Origin of the sequence: Euzebyella marina (assembly GCF_014855515.1) — a bacterium.
GTDB classification, from domain to species: domain Bacteria; phylum Bacteroidota; class Bacteroidia; order Flavobacteriales; family Flavobacteriaceae; genus Euzebyella; species Euzebyella marina.
The window spans coordinates 304,974-324,928 of record NZ_JACYFK010000002.1; the positions used below are offsets into that span (position 1 = coordinate 304,974).

Below are 19,955 nucleotides of genomic sequence, written 5' to 3' on the forward strand. Positions count from 1 at the left end.
AACTATCAACCTAAACTAACTACTACGCTTATTTAAAGGAGGTCATTCGCGCGCCTGGCACCGGAAAATGCTGGTCCATTCGCTCTTGATTGACCGCTTGCAACCTATTGATGGCCCCCAAACCGTTATCGGTAAAGTTATCGGGATCAACGGGGCTCTGCATGGCATCATCGACAAACCCGGTACGTTGGGTATAGGTGCGTCGGCTACCGTTGTTCATGATATCGTCGGCAATCATTGGGTCGTTATGGCCGTTTTTCTCAATAATATACCATAACAGTGCGTGAATGATTTCATGGGCCATTGTTTCCCCGATTAGGCGACCGTAAAAATCACTGGCGAACTGCTCCAATTGAGGGTCCCCCCCTACCCCTTGCGATTTTAACTGAATGAGCAGCGCTTGTGTTTCCACATCTAATCCGGTGGGGTCAACGGCTCCGTTTGGTAACGAGTCGTCAAACGCGTTCGGATAGATATCAATGGTACGGTTGGGCACAATATTATCGACCGCTCCGGCTACGTTATGGGTAACGCCCATGGTGTACAAGTCGGTGGCATGCTGGTTTCTAACCGTCATTTTTGTCACCTTATTCGCAGGAATATGGGCTGGTAAGGTTTCGGAGAAAGTACCCAGTTGCCAAATGGTACGTACGTTACTGCCCACCAATAGATGATCGCAGGTGGTTTTGGCCGTACCGATAATGGCATCTTTTAAAGTGGTCAGCCCCAAATCGGTCAATGCCTGGTCAAACTCCGCTGCGGACTCTTCAATAGTTACGAATTGCGGAATGCTCAACGGTAGTTTTAAGCTCTGCACCGTTTGGTCGCTCACATTTTTCACTTCTACGTCGATATGGCTGAGGCCCGGTTTGATGCCTTGAACAGTTACCTGTTTGCCGATGGTCGCTTTTGGTCCGTTTTTAAGGGTGTAATCGCCATCGTTCGCAGGTGGAACGCTCCATTTTACATAACCACCGGCAGGCATATTCGAAATACTGACCGAAAAGGTGGCTTCGCCCGTTTTGCTACCATTACCGGGAGCGGCTGAAGTAGCCGGTTGAAAGCTTCGGGATTCAGCATCTAAATCAGGATTCTCTAAAATACGGGGCGTTCCCGATTTGTCATCTTTAGACACCGATACCGTTTCAGAGCCATCGGGTGTGGTTCTGCTCACATTGATGTTTCCGTTCTCTGAATTGCTGGCATTCGAAATGGCCTTCTTAATTTCAGGATCTTTGGTCAGCGCATCTTTGTTCTCTCCCTCTTTTTTACCGGAAACCTTATCGGCTGCATTCGTATACGAATCGAGTACTTTCTTAATCTGTGCGGTGGTTTCCTCATCATTGAGATAACCATCTTTGTTCAGTTTTTTGATTTGTTCGATTTGTTTGGCACCATCCTCTTTTTGAGATCCCATCAAGGCCAGATTGGCAAAATCTTTGGAAATACTGGCCATATCGGTCGCACTTTTCGAAGTGGTCTGTAGGGCCTGCAATGCATTGGCCTGGGTACCTTCAAGTCCGGTCATATCCTTAAAAACATCCGATTTGCCGAGCAATCCATATGCGGCTGCCAATCCCGTTGGGTCCGGTGCCGCAGGTGCGGTCTGCATATTGATGATATTCGATGGAAAATCTTTGGGCTGTAGGTCGGCTGGTTCGCTTCGACGGCTAGCGGTCGATACAGGTTCTATTTCGGTGGCATCGCATCCGCAGGGCTCATCGCTAAAACGCCAATGGCGGGTCTCATCGATTTCTTCACAGCTGTTGCATTTGCCCATGACCGATTCGGCATAGACCCCTTTGGTCGGTACGCTCAGACGATACGGGTCGGGCTTGGTGGTTGGTCGATAATATTCCAAAAGGTCATCGACGCTCCTGAACACAGGATCCAATCGTTGCCCGGGAATCACCTTAAGAACCAAGTTATTGCCCACAATACCCATTACCTTATTTTCCACCACACTGGCCACACTTCTTCCGCCACTATGTGGGGCGATATACCCATCGAGCAGGCCGAAAAGGCGGCTGCTATCGATATTGGCCCAAATGACCTTATGTGACATTTCAAGGTATTCGTTCAAAAAGGTGACCAAGGCATCGGCTGCTTCGCGGTCTTCCTTTCGGGGATTGCGGACTTCGCGGCTGTTCATCGGTGTGTAGAACAAAGCGGCATCGGTTACTTGTACCGTGCCACTAATTATTGACACGGTCTTCAAATTAATGATATCGTTATTGATATTGTTTTTCTGAAGAATGTATTCGCTCAAATGGGCCGTTCTATAATGCAGGTATGCCGAGCGGAGGATGATTTTTGATGAGGATTTCACTGCGGTATTGGCCCTAAATCGAAGGTGTTTTATCTGTCTGCGTGTAATCTCGGGCACACTCGCTGCATTGATACTTATTTTTAACGGTACACCCTTTCGATAGGTACTTAACAACGTCACATCAAAGTCGAGCAATACCTCGTTTCCGTTATCGGCTATGGCGTGAAAAGACATTTGGTCAATAAACTTGCGCACAATGTCAGCAGCGTACTGTTGTTCAAAAATAGCGTCCTTTTCAGCTTCGGTGAGGGGTACTTCCCTCTCCAAAGGAAATTTGAGCCATCCCGAAAACCATGGGAACGGTAAGGAAAGGTCATATTGTTCGGTTTTGGTGGCCTCATTGATTTCAGCGATATAGGGCCGGTCCAGTTCAAAAGAAATGGTAAAATGACCTGTAAACTCCTCAATCGGCACATCGGCATAGGTACCAATGGGAAGGTCTGAATTCGCATAATTGTTTTCTATGCGCTCGATGGCATCAAAGCCACGGAGAAGCTTTCGCCCGTACATTCCTTTTCGCAGGGTATTCTTCCACCGCAGTACCTTCTTGAAATCGAAATGACTCATGGGCATGGGTACAAAAAGACATTCTTGCACATCGACCAATTCTTGTTCGATGGCGTAATGCTTCAATACCTCAAAATACTCCACGGTCATGGCGTGGCAATGGTTGTTATTCTTGATTACCTCGGTCTGTACGCTCACCGATTCGTTTTGCGAAACACTTTGCACCACCGTACTACGTTGACTGCGAAGGCTTGATGCCGATTGCGATGTAGAATCTTGCAAGCGGTTGAGCGCATTCGCCGAAAGGTTTCTTGATGAATTCTGGTTGGCATTACTTTTAGAGGAAGCTCCGGAATGGGCGACACCACCGGCGACACCGAACAAGACGCCCTTGAGAAAACCTCCCACGCCGGCACCGATGGCGGCACTGGTCGAGGAGGTTTTGTTGGAAGAAGAGGCACTGATCGACTCGTCGAATGAAGAAGACATAATTTCTGTAATATCGCGATCCCTTGAAATTTGGGCCTGAAGTTGTTCGGTAGCCACCTGCTCTTCGGTACGAATACCGGTTTCATTGCGATCCCAGTCAACAATGGCAATATGCTTTTCTTGACAGGGAGCCAATGGCAGGCTGTATAGGAGGTCACCCAATGAATATCCGGCTGCTTTCCACTTTTGCTTGAAATGCAGAATATGTCCGTTGGCAATGGTCGTATTTTCGTAAATGGTCGGGGTATCGTCCCAATCAATGCTATTTTCAACACTGAGCTCTACCCTACCCGGATGGTTCTGTAAATAGGCACGGCGCAGTTCTTCCACCCTTTTAAGGGCGATATTAACCTGACGCTTGGTGCTAGTGAGCGTGTTCTTGATTTCGTCGTAGTGCTCATAGAAATAATCATCGTCAAGCTCGGTGGCAAAACGAAGGTTGGAACGGTAGAATGTGTAAAATTCGTCGAGCAGGTTGAGAAAGGCGGTTATGCTATTGAGAAATATATCGTAGTAGGCCTTGATCTCTAAAATCTCCGCCAACGTAAAGATGCTTTTGTTCTGTAAAGTTTCTTTCAGTTCCTTGAATTTCTGTATCAAGCAGAGAATACCCATATTATCGGGTTTGGCGGTAATGACACAGGGGTCAAAATCAAGGGTGGAACCTTCTTCAGCACGGGCGAGCTCAATTACAATACGGCGCAAATAGCCCAACATAATTTCTTTTGTCTCGGGATTTTTAGAGTCGCTATCCGCCGTAATAATCAGCGCCTCTATCTTTTTGCCTACGGCGGACATGGTTTTGGCATCAGCATTTTGCTTTTCGACCAACTTTTCCAAATCTAATAGTCCGCCCGCAAATTGTTTTTTTAGGGCTGCCGAAAGGTTCATTTCGGCCCTGACATTCTCGACATGGCCGATTAAAGAGCGTAACTCTTCACGGTCTAGCGTGTCTTTTTCGGCCAAGGTCTCACAATAGGTTTTAGCTTCCTGTACTCCATTTTTTCCACAATAGGCAGAGGCCAGTTTTTTATGAAGCGCTTCAAGCTTTTTACGTTTTTTGGCCTGTTCCGCCGCTAGCTTGACGATATCGGCCGGTCTTAAACGGTTTTCAACGGCTATAAGGTCGTTGGTATTAATCTTGAACGGCGTTTTTAATCCGGTATTGATTTTAAGAAGATAGTTCGGAAACGCATTAAGGGTTTGAGCAACGGGTTGGGTATTGCCATCGGTAGCCCGTGCCACTTTTTGTTGGGGAGCATTATCCTCTTCGATAGTATAGGGCACCATGGATAAGGAAGTGAACGAATTGTTCATTCTACCGATTAGCTTAAAGGCATGGTCGCTAATATCGAATAGTTCTTCGCGTATGTGTCTTGTCTGCTTGGCGTTAATGGTGAGTCCTTTTATTTCGGGCTCTGTAGTTCGAACCGTGTGGTAAAAGCTAAACTCTTCCAAGGTTCGGTTGGGTATGGTAAAGTCGACACAAGAACCGCCTATATCTTGGGAAAAAGCGTTGGAGTGCACCAAGTCTTCACCATCGGGAAGCACGGGCGTAGATGACGAGCAGCCACACCCATCTTCCTCTGGTCTGCCCGACAGGTCGGCAACTAACAGAACCTGCTTGGGCAATTTATTGTTCTCTAACGGAATGGTTATGGGTTGGTCTTCGCTACCGGCGATGACCCCAAAAGCCTGTTGTACGGTCTGGTTGATGACACTACCATAAAAGTAGCCGTCGCCATCGGTAGTCGCCGAGAATACCGTTTTGAATTTTTGTACATCAAAATCCGCAGAGGCATCTTCAGAAATCATGATGAGCACCTCTAGGTGCGAGGTCTTTCCGTCACCAGATATATCGATGACCCGTCCGTTCAGCTTTTTGGTAGCCGATTCGGCGGGCGAAGATTGATTGAAGGTGATAATCTTTGGGTTGATCTTAATTTCCAGTTCTTGGGTGTTGTCTTCCGCACCGATCGGTATATCTGCAGAATTAAGAGCCCCATGGCTGTAACTCTGGCTTCCCATCATTTCACCATCAGGGGCATATGCCTCAACAATGATCAATTCGGTGGCCAGCAGTTCTTTTTTCGGCACAAAGAACCTAAAGATTCCTTCTGGATCAACATCCACCCGATCTTTGCTAAAAATTGAATGGCCTTGAATCAACTGATTGTAGCTCACTTTTAAAAAGTGACCTGTGTACTCATTGGTAATTGAAGACCCGTCTAGCGGCACGAGCCTACCATTTACACTTACTCTTTCCATTTTCTTGATTTGATAGTTATAAGTTTCCTTTTTTGAAATCGCGAAGGTTCGGGAGAGAGCCGCTTTTGAGCGGGTACCTTTTAAAGATCAGTTGAAATTAATCTGAAACGGGAAAGATTGTAGGGTAATTTGTACAGATGGATGATGGCATTGTATAGCCTACACAAAAAGCTGTTTGGATTTAAATTTTAAGAGAATGGCATAAAAAAAGCCCTTTTGAGGGCTTTTTTTGTCCAAATCGGACGATTTTTTAAGAATCCACAAGTTTTCTTTAGTGGTATAAGAACTGCTGTTACCACTATTTTAGACCCAAAGTAGTTGATAGATCACTTTTGGTAATTTTCAGGTGATGATATCCGACAAAAAGTTTGATTTTTCTCAGGGTTTATTGCCAGCCTCCACCTAGACTTCTATATAACTCTATATTGGCAATTAAAATTTGTCTTTTTGCATTGATCTCATTCAGTTCACTTTCCAAAGCGTCACTTTGTGCGGTGATTACCTCGAGGTAATTGGCAAATCCGCCTTTGAAAAGAAAAGCCGCATCCTTTAAACCTCTTTGGGTGACTTCAATACGCTCCTGGGCAATTTTATATTCTTCCGTGAGTTTATTGAGTCTGGTCAATGAATTAGAAACATCTTCAACTGCACGAATTAAATTATCCTTGAACTCCAACTGAGCGATTTCCCTTTCCGATAAGGCCACGCGATAATTAGTTTTTAACTTCCTATTATTAAAAATGGGTTGAAAGATTGAACCGTTCAACAGGGCAAAGGCTGAACTAAGCGGGTCTATTAAATTTCCAAAATCCAATGAATTTAAACCAAGTCCTGCATCAATGGTTAACGATGGGTATTTTAAGGCTTCTGCGACTCCTGCATTTGCGTTTTTACGCATCAGTTCATATTCTGCCATCGCAACATCGGGTCGGTTCTGTATCAACTTAATCGGAACACCCATATTATATTTGCTCTGAAACTGAACTTCGTCAAAATCGCTATTCAGTTCAATATTTCTTGGAGATCGGCCCAACAATCTATTCAGTTTATTTTCCTGTACGATATATTCACGCTCTAATTGGGGGATTAACGATTTCGCCTTTAACTGCTGTGATTTTGTCTGTCTTAGCGCTAAAGAAGTTGTCTCGCCAGCATCATACTGTAACTTTACAATGTTATAGGTACTATCGTTCAGGGCATAGTTCTTCTGCGCTACTTCAACCTGAGACCTGAGCATAATCAGGTTATAATAGGTTGATGCTACTTCTGCAATCAACTCGGTTTGTACCGCTTTCTTGAATTCTTGGGATTTCATAAATGCTGCCCTCGCTGCTTCCTTCTTCCATCTAAGTTTTCCCCAGATATCGAGTTCCCAGTTCGACTGTAGAGCCGAGCTATATTCCAAACGCTCTGTATATAAACTTGTTGGCGGATTTTCTCCATGATTACGTCTCGCACGGTTAGAGCCATAGTTATTGTAATTTTCCGAATAATACTCCCTCCTAAAACCTAAAGGGGTTGCGTTGACAGAAGGTAGAAAGTTAGCCCTTGATTGCGCCAGATACTCTTCACCAATATCGATATTGCGCATCGCTTTCTGTAAATCGATATTGTTCACTAAAGCAGTGTCGATAAGCGCTGTTAAGATACTATCCTCAATAAATTCCTTCCACGGAATTTGAGACATCATTAGGCTATCTCTACTAATCGTTGTCCTTGCAAGAGAGTCATTTAAAACCGAATCTTTTACATAGAATTCATCGGAAATTTCATTGAACTCTGGGCGCTCATATCTTTGCCCCACCTTACAGCTACTTATGAGTATGAATAGAAAAAGTATAAATCCAGCACCAATCCACGAACCATTATTTGGTAATCTTTTTGAGGCTAGTATATCAATCATTTTTTTCATGGTGACCGGGTTAGTTATCTTCAATAATTTCTTTATCCCCAAAGCGCTCTAGGTTATATTTATCATGCAACATTTGAAAAATGTAGGCCATTACCGGAATGACGAAAATACCTAAGACGATTCCCCCGACCATTCCACCGGCAGTACCTATACTTACCGAGTGATTTCCTTGGGCCGAAGATCCCTCGGCGAACATCAAAGGAATTAGACCTACCGTAAATGCAAGTGAAGTCATGATAATAGGCCTGATACGTAACGCACTCGCTTCCAAGACTGCCTCAAAGGCGGAAAGACCCGTACGTCTTTTTTGTGCTACGAACTCTACGATCAAAATGGCATTTTTCGCCAAAAGACCAATCAGCATAATAATCCCTATCTGTACGTAAATATTATTATCCAGTCCCGCTATATTAATTGCGGCAAAGACTCCAAAAATCCCCACAGGAAGTGATAGCATTACGGCAAGTGGAAGTAAAAAACTTTCATACTGAGAAGCCAAGATAAAGTACACCAGCAGAATAATGATTATAAAAACAATAATCGTATCACCGCCCGAGTTTTTTTCTTCCAGACTCATGCTGGTCCATTCATAGCTCAAACTAGCAGGCAATTTTTCACTGGTCAGTTCCTCAATTTTCTTCATCACATCACCGGTACTGTACCCTTTTGCAGGGGTTACGTTTATTTTGGCGGCATTATAAAGATTGTAGCGGTTGACCACTTCAGGGCCATAGGCCTGTTCAAGACGAACAATAGTATTTACGGGTATCATAGAACCCTTATCACTCTTTACAAATATGCTGTTAAATGATTCTGGGGATTCCCTAAATGGTATATCCGCTTGCATGTAAACCCCATATTGTCTACTAAATCGGTTGAAATCTCCGGGTTGTACACGACCAAAATAGGATTGAACGGTAAACATCATGTCTTTAACACTAACACCTAGTGCCTTTGCCTTGTCATAGTCGATATTTAAGCGATACTGTGGGAAATTAGGATTGTAGGAAGTAAATGCATTATCTACCTCTTTTTGATTACTTAATGTATTGATAAACTCATTTACGATTTGACCAAACTCACCTAAATCACCGTCCGATCGGTCCTGAAGCATGAATTGCACCCCATCAAAATTACCAAAACCTTGTATGGTAGGTCTTGGGTACATATTGAAATCCGTTTCATCAATTTGATCAAGTTTTGAAAGCAAATGTTTTATTACTTCCGAAATTTCTTGGATATCTCCACGCTCAGAAGCATGTTTTAACTGTACATATCCTAATCCCGAAGATGGGCTATTGGCATTATCGACCACGTTAAAACCTGACACTGTATTAACGCCCTTAACGGCGGGATCAAGCTGAAGAATTGAATCTGCTTTTCTCAGTGCGGCATTCGTTCTGTGTAGTGATGACCCTTCTGGCATTTTCATTGAGAAAATCAAGAAGTTATCATCTTCAGTCGGAATAAATGCGCTAGGGGTTACCCTTGAAAGGAACACTGTTAATAGGATAATAACTGCGAGGGCCCCTACTCCAACCCATTTATAGTTTAATAACCAACGTACAGCTTTAAGGTACTTATTGGTAAATTTATCGAAACCTAAATCAAATTTGCGTAGTCCCTTACGTTTGGCAACCTTGGCCTTTCGTACTGTTCGGAGCTCCGAAACCGTTTTGGCCATTCCCTCTTTTTCCTTCTTACGCTTTTTCTTTCCAAAGAATATTTTTGTAAGTACAGGGGTGAGTGTCAATGCATTGATTGCAGAAATCAATACCGCAAAAATGATGGTGTATGCAAACTCTTGATAGAATACACCAACAGGGCCACTCAAGAAAGCCACGGGTAAAAATACTGCTGCAATCACTACGGTAATAGATATGATTGCCCCTGTAATTTCATCCATCGCCGCTGCAACCGCCTTTCTGGCCGAAAGGCCATGGTGCGTCATTTTCTCATGAATAGCCTCCATAACCACAATGGCATCATCGACCACAATACCGATTGCCAGTACAAGTGATAACATACTAAGTACGTTCATGGAGGCTCCAATAATGTTGAGAAAGAAGAAGGTACCTAATAACGAAACTGGTATTGAGATTGCCGTAATAATAGTGGCCTTGAAATCTTGCAAGAATATAAATACAACAATAAACACCAGAATAAAGGCCTCAACCAAGGTGTGCATCACCTGACTCATCGATTCATCAATCTGATCCCTTACACTATAGGTGATTTCGTAATCAATACCTTCAGGAAAAAGTTTTTTCTGTTCTTCAAGAATTTCCCTTATTCTTTCATCGATACTTTTAGCATTGGCGCCGTTCATCTGAACTATATCAATGGTCACCGAGGGTCTGCCATCAAGCCGGTTTTCACTGGTATAATTAGAGGCTCCAAATTCAACGCGGGCAATGTCTTTTAGCCGCAATTGGGCACCGGCCTTGTTGGTTTTTATTACCAGTTTTTCATATTCCTCAATCTCATTGAAGCGCCCATCATACTTCATTACAATTTCGAAAAGCTCATCTGAGTTTTCACCAAACTTACCCGGTGCAGCTTCAAAATTCTGATCCCTTATCTGATTATAAACCTCTCTGGGCGTGAGATTATAGGATGCCATTTTTTGAGGATTCAACCATATTCGCATGGCATAATCACGCTGGCGCAATATAGAAGCTTCGGCAAGACCTTCAACTCGTTTAAGTTCCCTTCTTATATTGATACGCGTATAGGCATTAAGGAAGGTTTCATCATAGGTAGAATCCTTGCTAAAAATATTGATAGTCATTATACTACCCTTCATTCTTTTCGTAACCGAAATACCGGCCTCTGTTACTTCTGGGGGTATTTTTTCCGTAATCACGGAAATACGGTTTTGAATGTCGACGGCAGCCTGATCGGGGTCTGTTCCTGGCTTGAAGTATATGGTTACCCTTCCACGACCGGAATTCGTTGCAGTAGAATTTGCATAGGTCATATTCTCCGTACCGTTCAAGGCTTCCTCGATGGGTAACAGCACAGATTTTGCCACTGTTTCGGCGTTACCTCCTGGGTAGTAAACCGCCACACTCACGCTGGGGGGAGCTATTTCGGGGAAACGTTCAACAGGTAGTGAAGTAATACTGGCCGCTCCGGCAAGTATCAATACTATCGTTATAACCAATGTAAATACTGGCTTTTTTATTAACTTTTTAAACATTGGCTAATCTGTTTCGTTATTAATTTTAATACGAAATAAGTACTAGTAAATTTTTTGGGGAATATTACAAGTTGCTGGTAAGTTGTCCGCGTTGAATCGGGTTTATTTTTATGCCAGACGCTAGTTTGTCCAAACCTGAAATAACAATGCGGTCATCTGGAGATAAGCTTTTTGTATCAACAATATAATTATCACCTGATCGTCCGCGGGTGATAATTTCTCGACGCTGGGCCAAATTATTTTCGTCAAGAACGAAAACAAACTTTTTATCTTGAATGAAAGTGGTAGCGCCTTGTGGAACCAGTATTGCATTTGGGTAAATTTCCTCTACCAATACTTTTCCAGTATTTCCTGATCTTAGAAGAGTATCCGGATTACTAAATTTGGCCCTTAGCGTAATAGAACCGGTAGAACGGTCAATCTGCCCGGAGTTTGCATCAATCTTACCATTATGTTCATAAACAGAGCCATCAGCAAGTACGAGTTTTACCTCGTCGTTTACTTTATTCCTTTTTGATAATGTATCGTTTTTTGCCCGCTCAAAATATAAATAGTCCGACTCGCTCATCGAGAAATACACGTAGATATCATTTACATTTGAAAGATTGGTTAGCGGTTCTGAGTCCGTTTTCTTTACTACGTTTCCGATGGATTTTGGAATACGCCCCATGAACCCATTCACTGGAGCTTTTATAGTGGTAAAATCTAAGTTGATACGCATGTTGGCTGCTTGTGCCTGGGCCTGTTGTAAGGAAGATAGTGCTACTTGATAATCTGCTTTCACAGATTTCATTCGTACTTCTGAAATAACCTCGTTGTCAATAAGCGGCTGTAATCTATCTACGTCGGTTTGAGCCTTTTCTAGCTTTGCCTTTTCAAGATTTACATTGGCCATTGCATTCTTGTAGTCTTCCATGTAAGGTTGACTGTTGATTTTGAAAAGTACTTGATCCTTGGTGACAAATTCTCCTTCATCAACATAAATGTGCTCAAGAATACCATCTACCTGTGGTCTTATTTCAACGGACTCGACCCCCTCGATAGAACCTATGTACTCAAAATTTTTCGCTGCTTTGGTTTCCTTTACACTCATCACAGGAAGTGGTAAACCTTTATCTACGACTTCCTCCTCTCGACAAGAAACACACATGATGATAGAGAGCGCAATAATAAAGTAACCGAACTTAGTGAATAAGTAGTTTAGATTTTTCATATTTCAATTCTTATATTACCAGTATAGGATCGATTAACAACTAACTAAAAGAAATACTGGTTCGTGCTTTGTGATAAAATACGCAGCTAAACGAGAGATGGATGTTTGGGCTATTTTTTTTGAGAAATCCTAAATGGGTGGTGCATATTGTTAAAAATATACCATCTAAATACAAGGTTTGATATGAGGTTCTTAATGGGTGAAGTGAATATTTGGATTAATTAACTGTATTTAGTGCGGATGAGGACAGTTCGCACAATAAAATGATGGCATTTTCGGAAAGCGACTCCATTTCAACGGTATCGAAGCCTTCTAGCGACAAAGAGTCTTTAGATTCTAAAAGGCGATTTTGAAATTCAAAAGCACCATTGATAACGTGCGTAAAAAGAAGGTGATGAGGACTCGTCATCTGATAGGTTGCTTCCTCACGGCCGTCAAAAACTCCAAAAGAGATATTTAAACTTTCACTTTTAAATAAATCATTAAAATAATTGTATTTTAAATAGTTGGATTTAATATGATTGAAATTTAATTCTTTCTCAACCTTTATTATGAGGTAGTTGATTAGCTTCGATTGATGGGCATTGATGATATTTAAGGTCGGGGTTTCTGAATGCGGAATTATGATAAGCTCTTCAGGTTTTAGGCTTACTGTTTTATTATTGAACTCCACCTTAAAACTTTCGACCAAGGGAAAGATAATCATCGATTCACCCGCGACCATTCTATAACTTTTAGTAGCGTTGGGAGCAACTATTTCATCATCAAAGTTTTTGAGAATTCCTAGTTCATGTGCATAATTGCCGCACGGTACGCTTTTGCATTCGTTGGTTCTCGACAATAGCGATTCTCTCTGAAACGATTTGAATATGCGAGCTTTTTGAACGAATGTCATTACAATCAAGCTTTTACATAAATATCATGTGTCAATGTATAGCCTTCCGAGTTGCTTCCTGAAACATTGGCCAGTTCCTCTTCTACTCCATCACCGAACACATTATCACGTTCATGATAAGTATATCCGCTCATTCCCTTGGTGTAGCCTTGGTCGCTGGCGGCATTGACGCGGACGACAGCGCTATTTTCACCTTCAGGAAAAGCAATCTGGGTAACTAGAAGTGAAGAACCTTCTTCATCGTATACGTGAACATGAATATGTGTAGACCGGCCATTGTACCAACCTGGAAATATGCTCGTAAATTCTACTAAACCTTCTGAATTCGAAATTTGCCTTCCCCTTAAAAAGTGATTGTTGACATAATTGGTCGGCTGCATGCCTGAGCCACCATACTCCGAATAGTTTCCGTCTTTATCGCAGTGCCAAATATCGACAAAAGCACCTGTCAAAGCGTTACATTCATCATTAACATTTCTGATGGTAATATCCATATCCAACGAAATTCCTGTTCGATCACCAACGATATTCACCCTTTCATAATCTTCCGGATTTTTGGTAGGAAAGGGTCCTTCGGTTTCACTTGGAGTGACTTGGCAATCACTTGAAGCCGTATCGGTATCGCTCGAATCGTCTGTTGAAGAATCGGTATCACTTTCATCGTCGTAAACAGAATCTGAATTGTCGCTAGAGCAAGAGCCCATTAACAATAGACTACTGACCGACAAGCCTGCCAAACCCAAACCCTTGATAAATTCTTTACGTTGCATAGTTTTCGTATTAGTATTTGACCCAAAACTAAAATGAAGGTAGGTCACTTTTCAATTTTTGAGGTAAAAGCATGTTTGTCAGCGGTAAAAGCGCTGAAAAAGTTAAAGGTTTTTTAAAATGTCTTTTTTATAAGTGCTGCCAATAGGTATTTTAAAAGCACCTATGTTGATAACGTCTTTATAAACCGACCTGATTTTACCGATCGGTACGATAAAGGAGCGATGTACCCTCTTGAAGTCGGTTTGAGGCAGTTTTTTTAAAATTCCCTTCATGGTTGCCCTTGCCGTAAGACGTTGGTCGCCTTCTAAATGTATCTGAATATAGTCGTCCAATGCCTCAATTAGCAAAATGTCTGTCAAAGCTATTTGATGAAGTTTAAAATCGGCCCGAATCGATATATGGGTGCTGTCAACATCATTGTGTTCGAGTCGAAGTTCTCTTTTTACCTTTTCGATGGCTTGGTGAAACCGTTCGGGCGAAATGGGTTTTAAAAGGTAGTCGGTAGCACTGACGTTAAAGCCCTCTACCGCATACTGGCTGTGGGCCGTGGTAAAAATGACCTTGGTTTTTTGCTTCAAGGTTTTATAAAGGTCGATACCATTTAAATCGGGCATTTGAATATCGAGAAAAAGTAGGTCAACATCAAACTTATTCAAGTATCGAATGGCCTTTTTTTGCTCTGTAAATACCTGAACTAGTTCAATTTCATCGGTCTTCTCACAATAGGTTTGCAACACTTGTAGTGCCAACGATTCGTCATCAAGGGCGACCGCTTTGATCATAATAATTGAATGTAAAGTTTTACCTGATAGGTATTTTCTTTCTGTAAGATATCCAAGTTATATTTATTAGGATATCTATAGTCTAAACGTTTTTTGGTGTTGAGATGCCCTTCTTTTGTAGATTCCGATAAAGTCTGTTTGTGTACCGAAATAATGTTCGTCAGATCAAGCAGAACACCTTGCTCATCAACGCTAATGTAAATATCAATTTTAGAAGTTTCGTTAGGGTTAACACCATATTTAAAGGCATTTTCGATATAGTTGATTAAAATAATGGGAGCTATAACCTTACCTTGTGCGCTGCCCTTAATTTCAAAGGTTAGGTCTAAACTACCTCCAATACGCAATTGTTGAAGTGCCACATAATCTGAAATATAGGCTAACTCTTTTTCCAAAGGAACATTGTCAGAGTCACTTTCGGTAACAACATACCGCATCATATCCGACAACTTTAAGATGGCCTTAGGGGCTTTGTCCGATTTTGTTAGTGCCAAGGCATAGATGCTGTTAAGGGTGTTGAACAAGAAATGTGGATTTATTTGAGCTTTCAGGTACGATACTTCACTTTTCAATTTCTCACTTTTTACGGTTTTCAATTGATTGTCCATCTTGAGAAGTAGTGATAAGACCAAAACCATTAAGTATTGGAATATAAAAGAATCTCGAAACCTAAAAATATCAAATGGTCTGGGTTGTAAATCATTGAAAGGATACGGATTAGGAGGTGGCACTTCAAATGGTACGTTAGGTTCGGGTTGATTGAAAAACAAAACTTCGGGCACCCTACTTACCATCAAATAACAAACAATCATTAGCAAGGCGTACCACCACCATTTTCTTTTAAAATAAAACGTGGGAATGAAATAGTAGTAGTTCAGGTAGTAAAAGAAAATCAGTAAAATATAGGAGACTAGGCTTTGTTGAAAGCCGCTAATACTGAATAAAGATACATCACGACCAAAATCAGGCGAAGTTAGAACAGGTATGCTCAGGAGGGCCAAACCTATTAATATATTGATTAACAGGTGTCTGTTTTTGAGAAACGAATACATACTTCGAATTAAAAGATAAAAGTATTCTTTCGGTCTATAAATCTGAAACTGTTGCGGTAAAAACTATGTTCTCTGAGGTTAATGAGGTAGCAAAGGTCCTTTTCGGATTTCTTAATTTATCAGACCTTCTTCCTTTAAACGCTGTTGGTATTGACTGGGGCTCGTACCGTTAATTCTTTTGAACATGCGGTTAAAATAAGAACGGTTCTTAAAACCACATGATAGAAAAACGTCGGTGAGATTGCATTCTTCATCCTTCAACAGGTCGGTAGCTTTGGCAATTCTTTCTTGGTTGATAAAGTCGATGGGAGACTGCCCTAATTCTTGTTTGAATACCTTATAAAAATTGCTTTCGCTCATATATGCTTTTTCACTCAGCTCTTTAACCGTTAACGATTGGGGTAAGTTTTGTTTAATGTACTCAATGATATAGGCAAAACGGTGCGTACTTGAAAGCTCTTTGCTATGGTCGTTATATGTCTTTCGTGTATTTGCCTGCAATATGCGAACGATCAGTTCTTGCATCATGTTAGAGACAAAAAAGTCTTTAGAAGGGTGTTTCTCTGCATATAGATAAACAATTCTTTGAATGATTTTGTAAAGGCCCGGATCATTCGTAAAATGAAAATTATAGTCCATTAACCGCCATTCATTACCATCGGCTTTTTCCATCTGTTCATTCATGAACTGTACTACTTTTTTGATTCGATCTTCACCAATTTCCAGGGCGAGACAACGAGTGGGTGTGTTCTTGCTAGAATCAGGAAAGTCGATTGACATAAGTTCGTTCGAAGGTAAGATCAACGATTCACCAGGTAGAAAGTCGAAAGACTGTTTGTTGCTAAGATGCATGATTTTCTTTCCTTGCAACATGCTCGCAAGCACGGGTGAACCAAATTGTAATTGCACGAGTTCTGCTTTGGCATGGGTCTCAAAAATGTGCATTGCCGAGTCTTTCAATTCGTAGGTCGTTTGGTTTTCGACTATGTCGACCAACTTTCTAGAACCATAAAATGAGTCAGGTAATTGCATAGCGTAAATTTCAAAATCACTTTAATCTACTAACTATATTTTTAAATTGATGGTACAACCCTCCTTTTTTTATCGATTTAATAAAATTCGATAGAATAGTTCACTTGATTGATAGTATCGTACTAAGAAGTGGAACGAGAACCAAGTAATTTGGTAGTCAATAATTCAAAAGTTCAACTCCTTAAAATTACAGAATATGAGTGATGTAAGCACTATCAAGAAAGAGGAATTGGTAAAACCCAATTTCAAAAGTAAGTACGATAATTATATAGGCGGTAAATGGGTCGCTCCCGTTAAAGGACAATATTTTGATAATATTTCCCCGGTAGATGGCAATAGTTTTACCCAGGTGGCCAGATCGACCGAAGAAGATGTTCAACTGGCTCTAGATGCCGCTTGGAAAGCCGCCCCGGCATGGAACAATAGTTCGGCCGCCGACCGAAGCAATCGACTTTTGAAGATTGCCGATGTAATGGAAAAACATTTAGAAGAATTGGCCCGGGCCGAGACTTGGGATAATGGTAAGGCACTTCGCGAAACATTGGCTGCCGACCTTCCCCTTGCCGTTGACCACTTTCGCTATTTTGCGGGGGTTATTCGCGCTGAAGAAGGAACGGTAAGTGAGCTCGATTCAACTACCATTTCTATGAATGTTAAAGAACCTCTAGGGGTGGTCGGACAAATTATTCCGTGGAATTTTCCATTGTTGATGGCCACATGGAAGGTAGCCCCTGCCCTAGCTGCAGGTAACTGCGTTGTTCTAAAACCAGCAGAACAAACACCGGTCGGAGTTATGATACTGATGGAACTTATTGATGGTATTCTACCTGAAGGTGTTCTAAACGTAATCAATGGTTTTGGTGTCGAAGCCGGTAAACCATTGGCCTCTAGCCCAAGAATCAATAAGGTAGCCTTTACGGGAGAGACGACTACAGGTCAATTGATTATGCAGTACGCGTCTAAAAACATCATTCCCGTTACTTTGGAGCTCGGAGGAAAGAGTCCGAATATCTTCTTTGAAAGCGTCATGAGCGCCGACGACGAATTCTTTGATAAGTGCTTGGAAGGTGCCGCCATGTTTGCCCTCAATCAAGGGGAAGTATGTACATGTCCTTCCAGAATTTTGGTGCAAGAAAGTATTTATGACCAATTCATTGAAAGAGTGGTCGAGCGGGTCAAGGCCATAAAAATGGGACACCCATTAGACCCGACAACTATGATGGGCGCTCAAGCTTCCAATGATCAGTATGAGAAAATATTAAATTACATAGCTATCGGTAAAGATGAAGGTTGCGAAGTGTTGACAGGTGGCGAAGCGGCCTATAACGAAGGTCTTGAAGGTGGGTACTACATACAGCCTACCCTGTTAAAGGGCAATAATAAGATGAGAGTGTTTCAAGAAGAGATCTTCGGGCCTGTTGCGTGTGTCACTACCTTTAAAGATGAGGCAGAAGCTATTGAAATCGCGAATGATACCTTATATGGGTTAGGTGCTGGTGTGTGGACAAGAGATACGCACCAAGCGTACCAAGTTTCGCGTGCCGTGCAAGCTGGTAGGGTCTGGGTCAACTGTTACCACCTCTACCCTGCCCACGCGCCTTTCGGTGGTTATAAGAAATCGGGTATCGGTAGAGAAACGCATAAAATGATGTTAGACCATTACAGACAGACCAAGAATATGCTTATTTCTCACGATAAGAATGCCATGGGTTTTTTCTAATATGATAGAACGTGTTTTGATAACGGATGCCGCTAAAAAGGTGGTCGATAAATTAAGGGAACAACATGGGGAACTGATGTTTCACCAAAGCGGCGGGTGTTGTGATGGATCATCACCCATGTGCTATACCAAAGGGGAACTGATGCTCAACGAGACCGATGTTCTCTTAGGAACTGTAAACGATTGTGAGTTTTACATGAGCCAAGATCAATATGAATATTGGAAACATACCCAATTGACCGTTGATGTGGTAACCGGAAGAGGTTCTAGCTTTTCGCTTGAAATTCCGATGGGACTCCGATTCGTAATAAAATCAAGAATTTTTAAGGAAGAGGAGTTAGAAGATTTAACTCCTTTTCATTGAATGACGGAAACGTTAGTTGATTTTTGTTGAATTCTTATGTTAAGAAAACCCCATGAAATAAATTCATGGGGTTTTTAATTTGATGACGAATAAAATTTATTTAGACGGTAAGTGAGCTGCCAACTTCCAGGAGCTCTAGTTCTTTTCCAGCTTTCTTAAAGGCTTTCAAAGCATCGGATTTGTTGATTTTGGTAAACGGGAAAGCATCGTAATGCACCCCAAGAACACGATTACATTCCACAAAATCACTTGCTATTATAGCATCATCTACTCCCATGGTAAGCACATCCCCTATTGGTAGAATGGCCAAATCGATTTTTTTATACATCGGTATAAGCTTCATATCCATAGTAAGAGCGGTGTCTCCGGCAATGTAGATGCTTTTTCCTTCAGAAGACATTACAAAACCGCCAGGGTTTCCGCCATAACTCCCATCTGAAAAACTACTGGTATGAATAGCATTGACGTATTTGACCTCACCAAAATCAAAGGTTCTAACTCCTCCGTGATTCATAGGCATAGCATTTAAACCTTTGGCATCGTAATGGCTGTATATTTCGAAATTGCTGATAATGGTGGCGTCGGTATTCTTAGCTATAGCCTCGGCATCTAAAGTGTGGTCAAAATGGGCATGAGTCAGAAAAATGTAATCGGCCTTCAAATCATTGATGTTCACTTTGTCTTTTGAAAGACCGTTTTCGGTTATAAAGGGATCTACAATTATATGTTTACTTCCCATTTCAATTGCCAGTGTATTCTGTCCGTAAAAAGTAATCTTCATTAAATTCTGTAGTTTATTTATTATTGTTTGTTTTAGGGATTATAAGGAATCGTTTTCCAATTCTTTGACGGTGCCTGTGTACCCAATAGTAAAACGCTGGTTGCTGTTGACCTGAATGTTTGAATTCATTTGAGAAAACAGATTGATAGTCACCTGAAAAGTCTCCATTTCATTTTTTACTTGAAAATTAAATCGATGGCTTCCTTTTTTTTCATTCTTAGAATATTCCCAATCTTCGGCCAACCCTTTAAATTCAATACCTGAATTTCTGGTATTATAACCTCCACCCATTTGTCGTTCTCCCCAATAAGACAAATTTGCCTCGACGCTATCTCCCTTGACTTTTAAAATATTGTATCCGCCAGAAAGATAAAGCTGACCAGGTGCACTGCCAGGTGGAAAAAGACCCGCATTTGCAATACTTTGCATGCTAGTCGTCATCATGGGCTGGGCCCTATCAACGCTGACCATAAATCTCTTGGCAACCACCAAGCTATCAAGAAGCTCTAATGAGCGCTTCGCTGTTTGATTCTTTGATGAACCGCAGCAAACTGCTAAAAAGAGAGAGAGTCCCAATCCGAAAAAAACAAGATATTTTTTAAATCGTGGTTGCATATCGAAAAGTTAATAAGATTTGG

Annotated in this window: 13 protein-coding genes; 2 read left to right on the forward strand and 11 right to left on the reverse strand. The window is 41.6% G+C overall.

The window, feature by feature from the left end:
• Nucleotides 1-28 precede the first annotated feature (28 nt).
• From IL356_RS10085 to IL356_RS10125, 9 genes are all read right to left on the reverse strand, one after another.
• Nucleotides 29-5,593 (reverse strand): hypothetical protein, encoded by a 5,565-nt coding sequence (locus tag IL356_RS10085; protein ID WP_121849120.1) that lies wholly within the window; start codon nucleotides 5,591-5,593, stop codon nucleotides 29-31.
• A gap of 385 nt (nucleotides 5,594-5,978) precedes the next feature.
• A complete protein-coding gene (locus IL356_RS10090; RefSeq protein WP_121850719.1) occupies nucleotides 5,979-7,505 on the reverse strand; it encodes a TolC family protein in 1,527 nt (508 codons plus the stop codon).
• A 10-nt stretch (nucleotides 7,506-7,515) separates the two neighbouring features.
• Nucleotides 7,516-10,707: an efflux RND transporter permease subunit gene (locus IL356_RS10095; RefSeq protein ID WP_121849119.1), complete on the reverse strand. Its 3,192-nt coding sequence runs from the start codon at nucleotides 10,705-10,707 to the stop codon at nucleotides 7,516-7,518.
• 64 nt (nucleotides 10,708-10,771) lie between these two features.
• A complete protein-coding gene (locus tag IL356_RS10100) occupies nucleotides 10,772-11,920 on the reverse strand; it encodes an efflux RND transporter periplasmic adaptor subunit (RefSeq protein WP_121849118.1) in 1,149 nt (382 codons plus the stop codon).
• A gap of 217 nt (nucleotides 11,921-12,137) precedes the next feature.
• Nucleotides 12,138-12,815: a pirin family protein gene (locus IL356_RS10105; RefSeq protein ID WP_121849117.1), complete on the reverse strand. Its 678-nt coding sequence runs from the start codon at nucleotides 12,813-12,815 to the stop codon at nucleotides 12,138-12,140.
• A 5-nt stretch (nucleotides 12,816-12,820) separates the two neighbouring features.
• The gene (locus IL356_RS10110) at nucleotides 12,821-13,585 is read right to left on the reverse strand and encodes a dioxygenase family protein (protein WP_121849116.1); all 765 of its coding nucleotides are present in this window, start codon (nucleotides 13,583-13,585) and stop codon (nucleotides 12,821-12,823) included.
• A gap of 102 nt (nucleotides 13,586-13,687) precedes the next feature.
• Nucleotides 13,688-14,368 (reverse strand): LytR/AlgR family response regulator transcription factor, encoded by a 681-nt coding sequence (locus IL356_RS10115; protein ID WP_121849115.1) that lies wholly within the window; start codon nucleotides 14,366-14,368, stop codon nucleotides 13,688-13,690.
• Entirely contained in the window at nucleotides 14,365-15,420 is a 1,056-nt protein-coding gene (locus IL356_RS10120) for a sensor histidine kinase (protein ID WP_121849114.1), read from the reverse strand. Before IL356_RS10120 ends, IL356_RS10115 begins: the two co-directional genes overlap by 4 nt.
• Nucleotides 15,421-15,531: 111 nt before the next feature.
• On the reverse strand, nucleotides 15,532-16,452 hold the full coding sequence (locus tag IL356_RS10125) for an AraC family transcriptional regulator (protein ID WP_121849113.1): 921 nt from the start codon (nucleotides 16,450-16,452) through the stop codon (nucleotides 15,532-15,534).
• A 196-nt stretch (nucleotides 16,453-16,648) separates the two neighbouring features.
• Here IL356_RS10125 and IL356_RS10130 point away from each other — a divergent pair, with 196 nt between their 5' ends.
• Together IL356_RS10130 and IL356_RS10135 are read left to right on the forward strand one after the other, a co-directional pair.
• Complete coding sequence (locus tag IL356_RS10130; RefSeq protein ID WP_121849112.1) at nucleotides 16,649-18,172, forward strand: aldehyde dehydrogenase family protein; 1,524 nt, start codon at nucleotides 16,649-16,651, stop codon at nucleotides 18,170-18,172.
• A gap of 1 nt (nucleotide 18,173) precedes the next feature.
• Complete coding sequence (locus IL356_RS10135; protein WP_121849111.1) at nucleotides 18,174-18,536, forward strand: DUF779 domain-containing protein; 363 nt, start codon at nucleotides 18,174-18,176, stop codon at nucleotides 18,534-18,536.
• A 100-nt stretch (nucleotides 18,537-18,636) separates the two neighbouring features.
• On the opposite strand, the gene IL356_RS10140 is transcribed toward IL356_RS10135, so the two are convergent.
• Nucleotides 18,637-19,317 carry a metal-dependent hydrolase gene (locus IL356_RS10140; protein WP_121849110.1) on the reverse strand — a complete coding sequence of 227 codons (681 nt, stop codon included), beginning with the start codon at nucleotides 19,315-19,317 and terminating at the stop codon, nucleotides 18,637-18,639.
• Nucleotides 19,318-19,356: 39 nt separating this feature from the next.
• On the reverse strand, nucleotides 19,357-19,932 hold the full coding sequence (locus tag IL356_RS10145; RefSeq protein ID WP_121849109.1) for a DUF4251 domain-containing protein: 576 nt from the start codon (nucleotides 19,930-19,932) through the stop codon (nucleotides 19,357-19,359).
• Between the last annotated feature and the right edge of the window lie 23 nt (nucleotides 19,933-19,955).

What these genes read in the sequence shown, in the direction of transcription:
- IL356_RS10085 (WP_121849120.1), bottom strand. Translation starts at nt 5,593, where the DNA reads ATGGAAAGAGTAAGTGTAAATGGTAGGCTCGTGCCGCTAGACGGGTCT.
- IL356_RS10090 (WP_121850719.1), bottom strand. Translation starts at nt 7,505, where the DNA reads ATGAAAAAAATGATTGATATACTAGCCTCAAAAAGATTACCAAATAAT.
- IL356_RS10095 (WP_121849119.1), bottom strand. Translation starts at nt 10,707, where the DNA reads ATGTTTAAAAAGTTAATAAAAAAGCCAGTATTTACATTGGTTATAACG.
- IL356_RS10100 (WP_121849118.1), bottom strand. Translation starts at nt 11,920, where the DNA reads ATGAAAAATCTAAACTACTTATTCACTAAGTTCGGTTACTTTATTATT.
- IL356_RS10105 (WP_121849117.1), bottom strand. Translation starts at nt 12,815, where the DNA reads ATGACATTCGTTCAAAAAGCTCGCATATTCAAATCGTTTCAGAGAGAA.
- IL356_RS10110 (WP_121849116.1), bottom strand. Translation starts at nt 13,585, where the DNA reads ATGCAACGTAAAGAATTTATCAAGGGTTTGGGTTTGGCAGGCTTGTCG.
- IL356_RS10115 (WP_121849115.1), bottom strand. Translation starts at nt 14,368, where the DNA reads ATGATCAAAGCGGTCGCCCTTGATGACGAATCGTTGGCACTACAAGTG.
- IL356_RS10120 (WP_121849114.1), bottom strand. Translation starts at nt 15,420, where the DNA reads ATGTATTCGTTTCTCAAAAACAGACACCTGTTAATCAATATATTAATA.
- IL356_RS10125 (WP_121849113.1), bottom strand. Translation starts at nt 16,452, where the DNA reads ATGCAATTACCTGACTCATTTTATGGTTCTAGAAAGTTGGTCGACATA.
- IL356_RS10130 (WP_121849112.1), top strand. Translation starts at nt 16,649, where the DNA reads ATGAGTGATGTAAGCACTATCAAGAAAGAGGAATTGGTAAAACCCAAT.
- IL356_RS10135 (WP_121849111.1), top strand. Translation starts at nt 18,174, where the DNA reads ATGATAGAACGTGTTTTGATAACGGATGCCGCTAAAAAGGTGGTCGAT.
- IL356_RS10140 (WP_121849110.1), bottom strand. Translation starts at nt 19,317, where the DNA reads ATGAAGATTACTTTTTACGGACAGAATACACTGGCAATTGAAATGGGA.
- IL356_RS10145 (WP_121849109.1), bottom strand. Translation starts at nt 19,932, where the DNA reads ATGCAACCACGATTTAAAAAATATCTTGTTTTTTTCGGATTGGGACTC.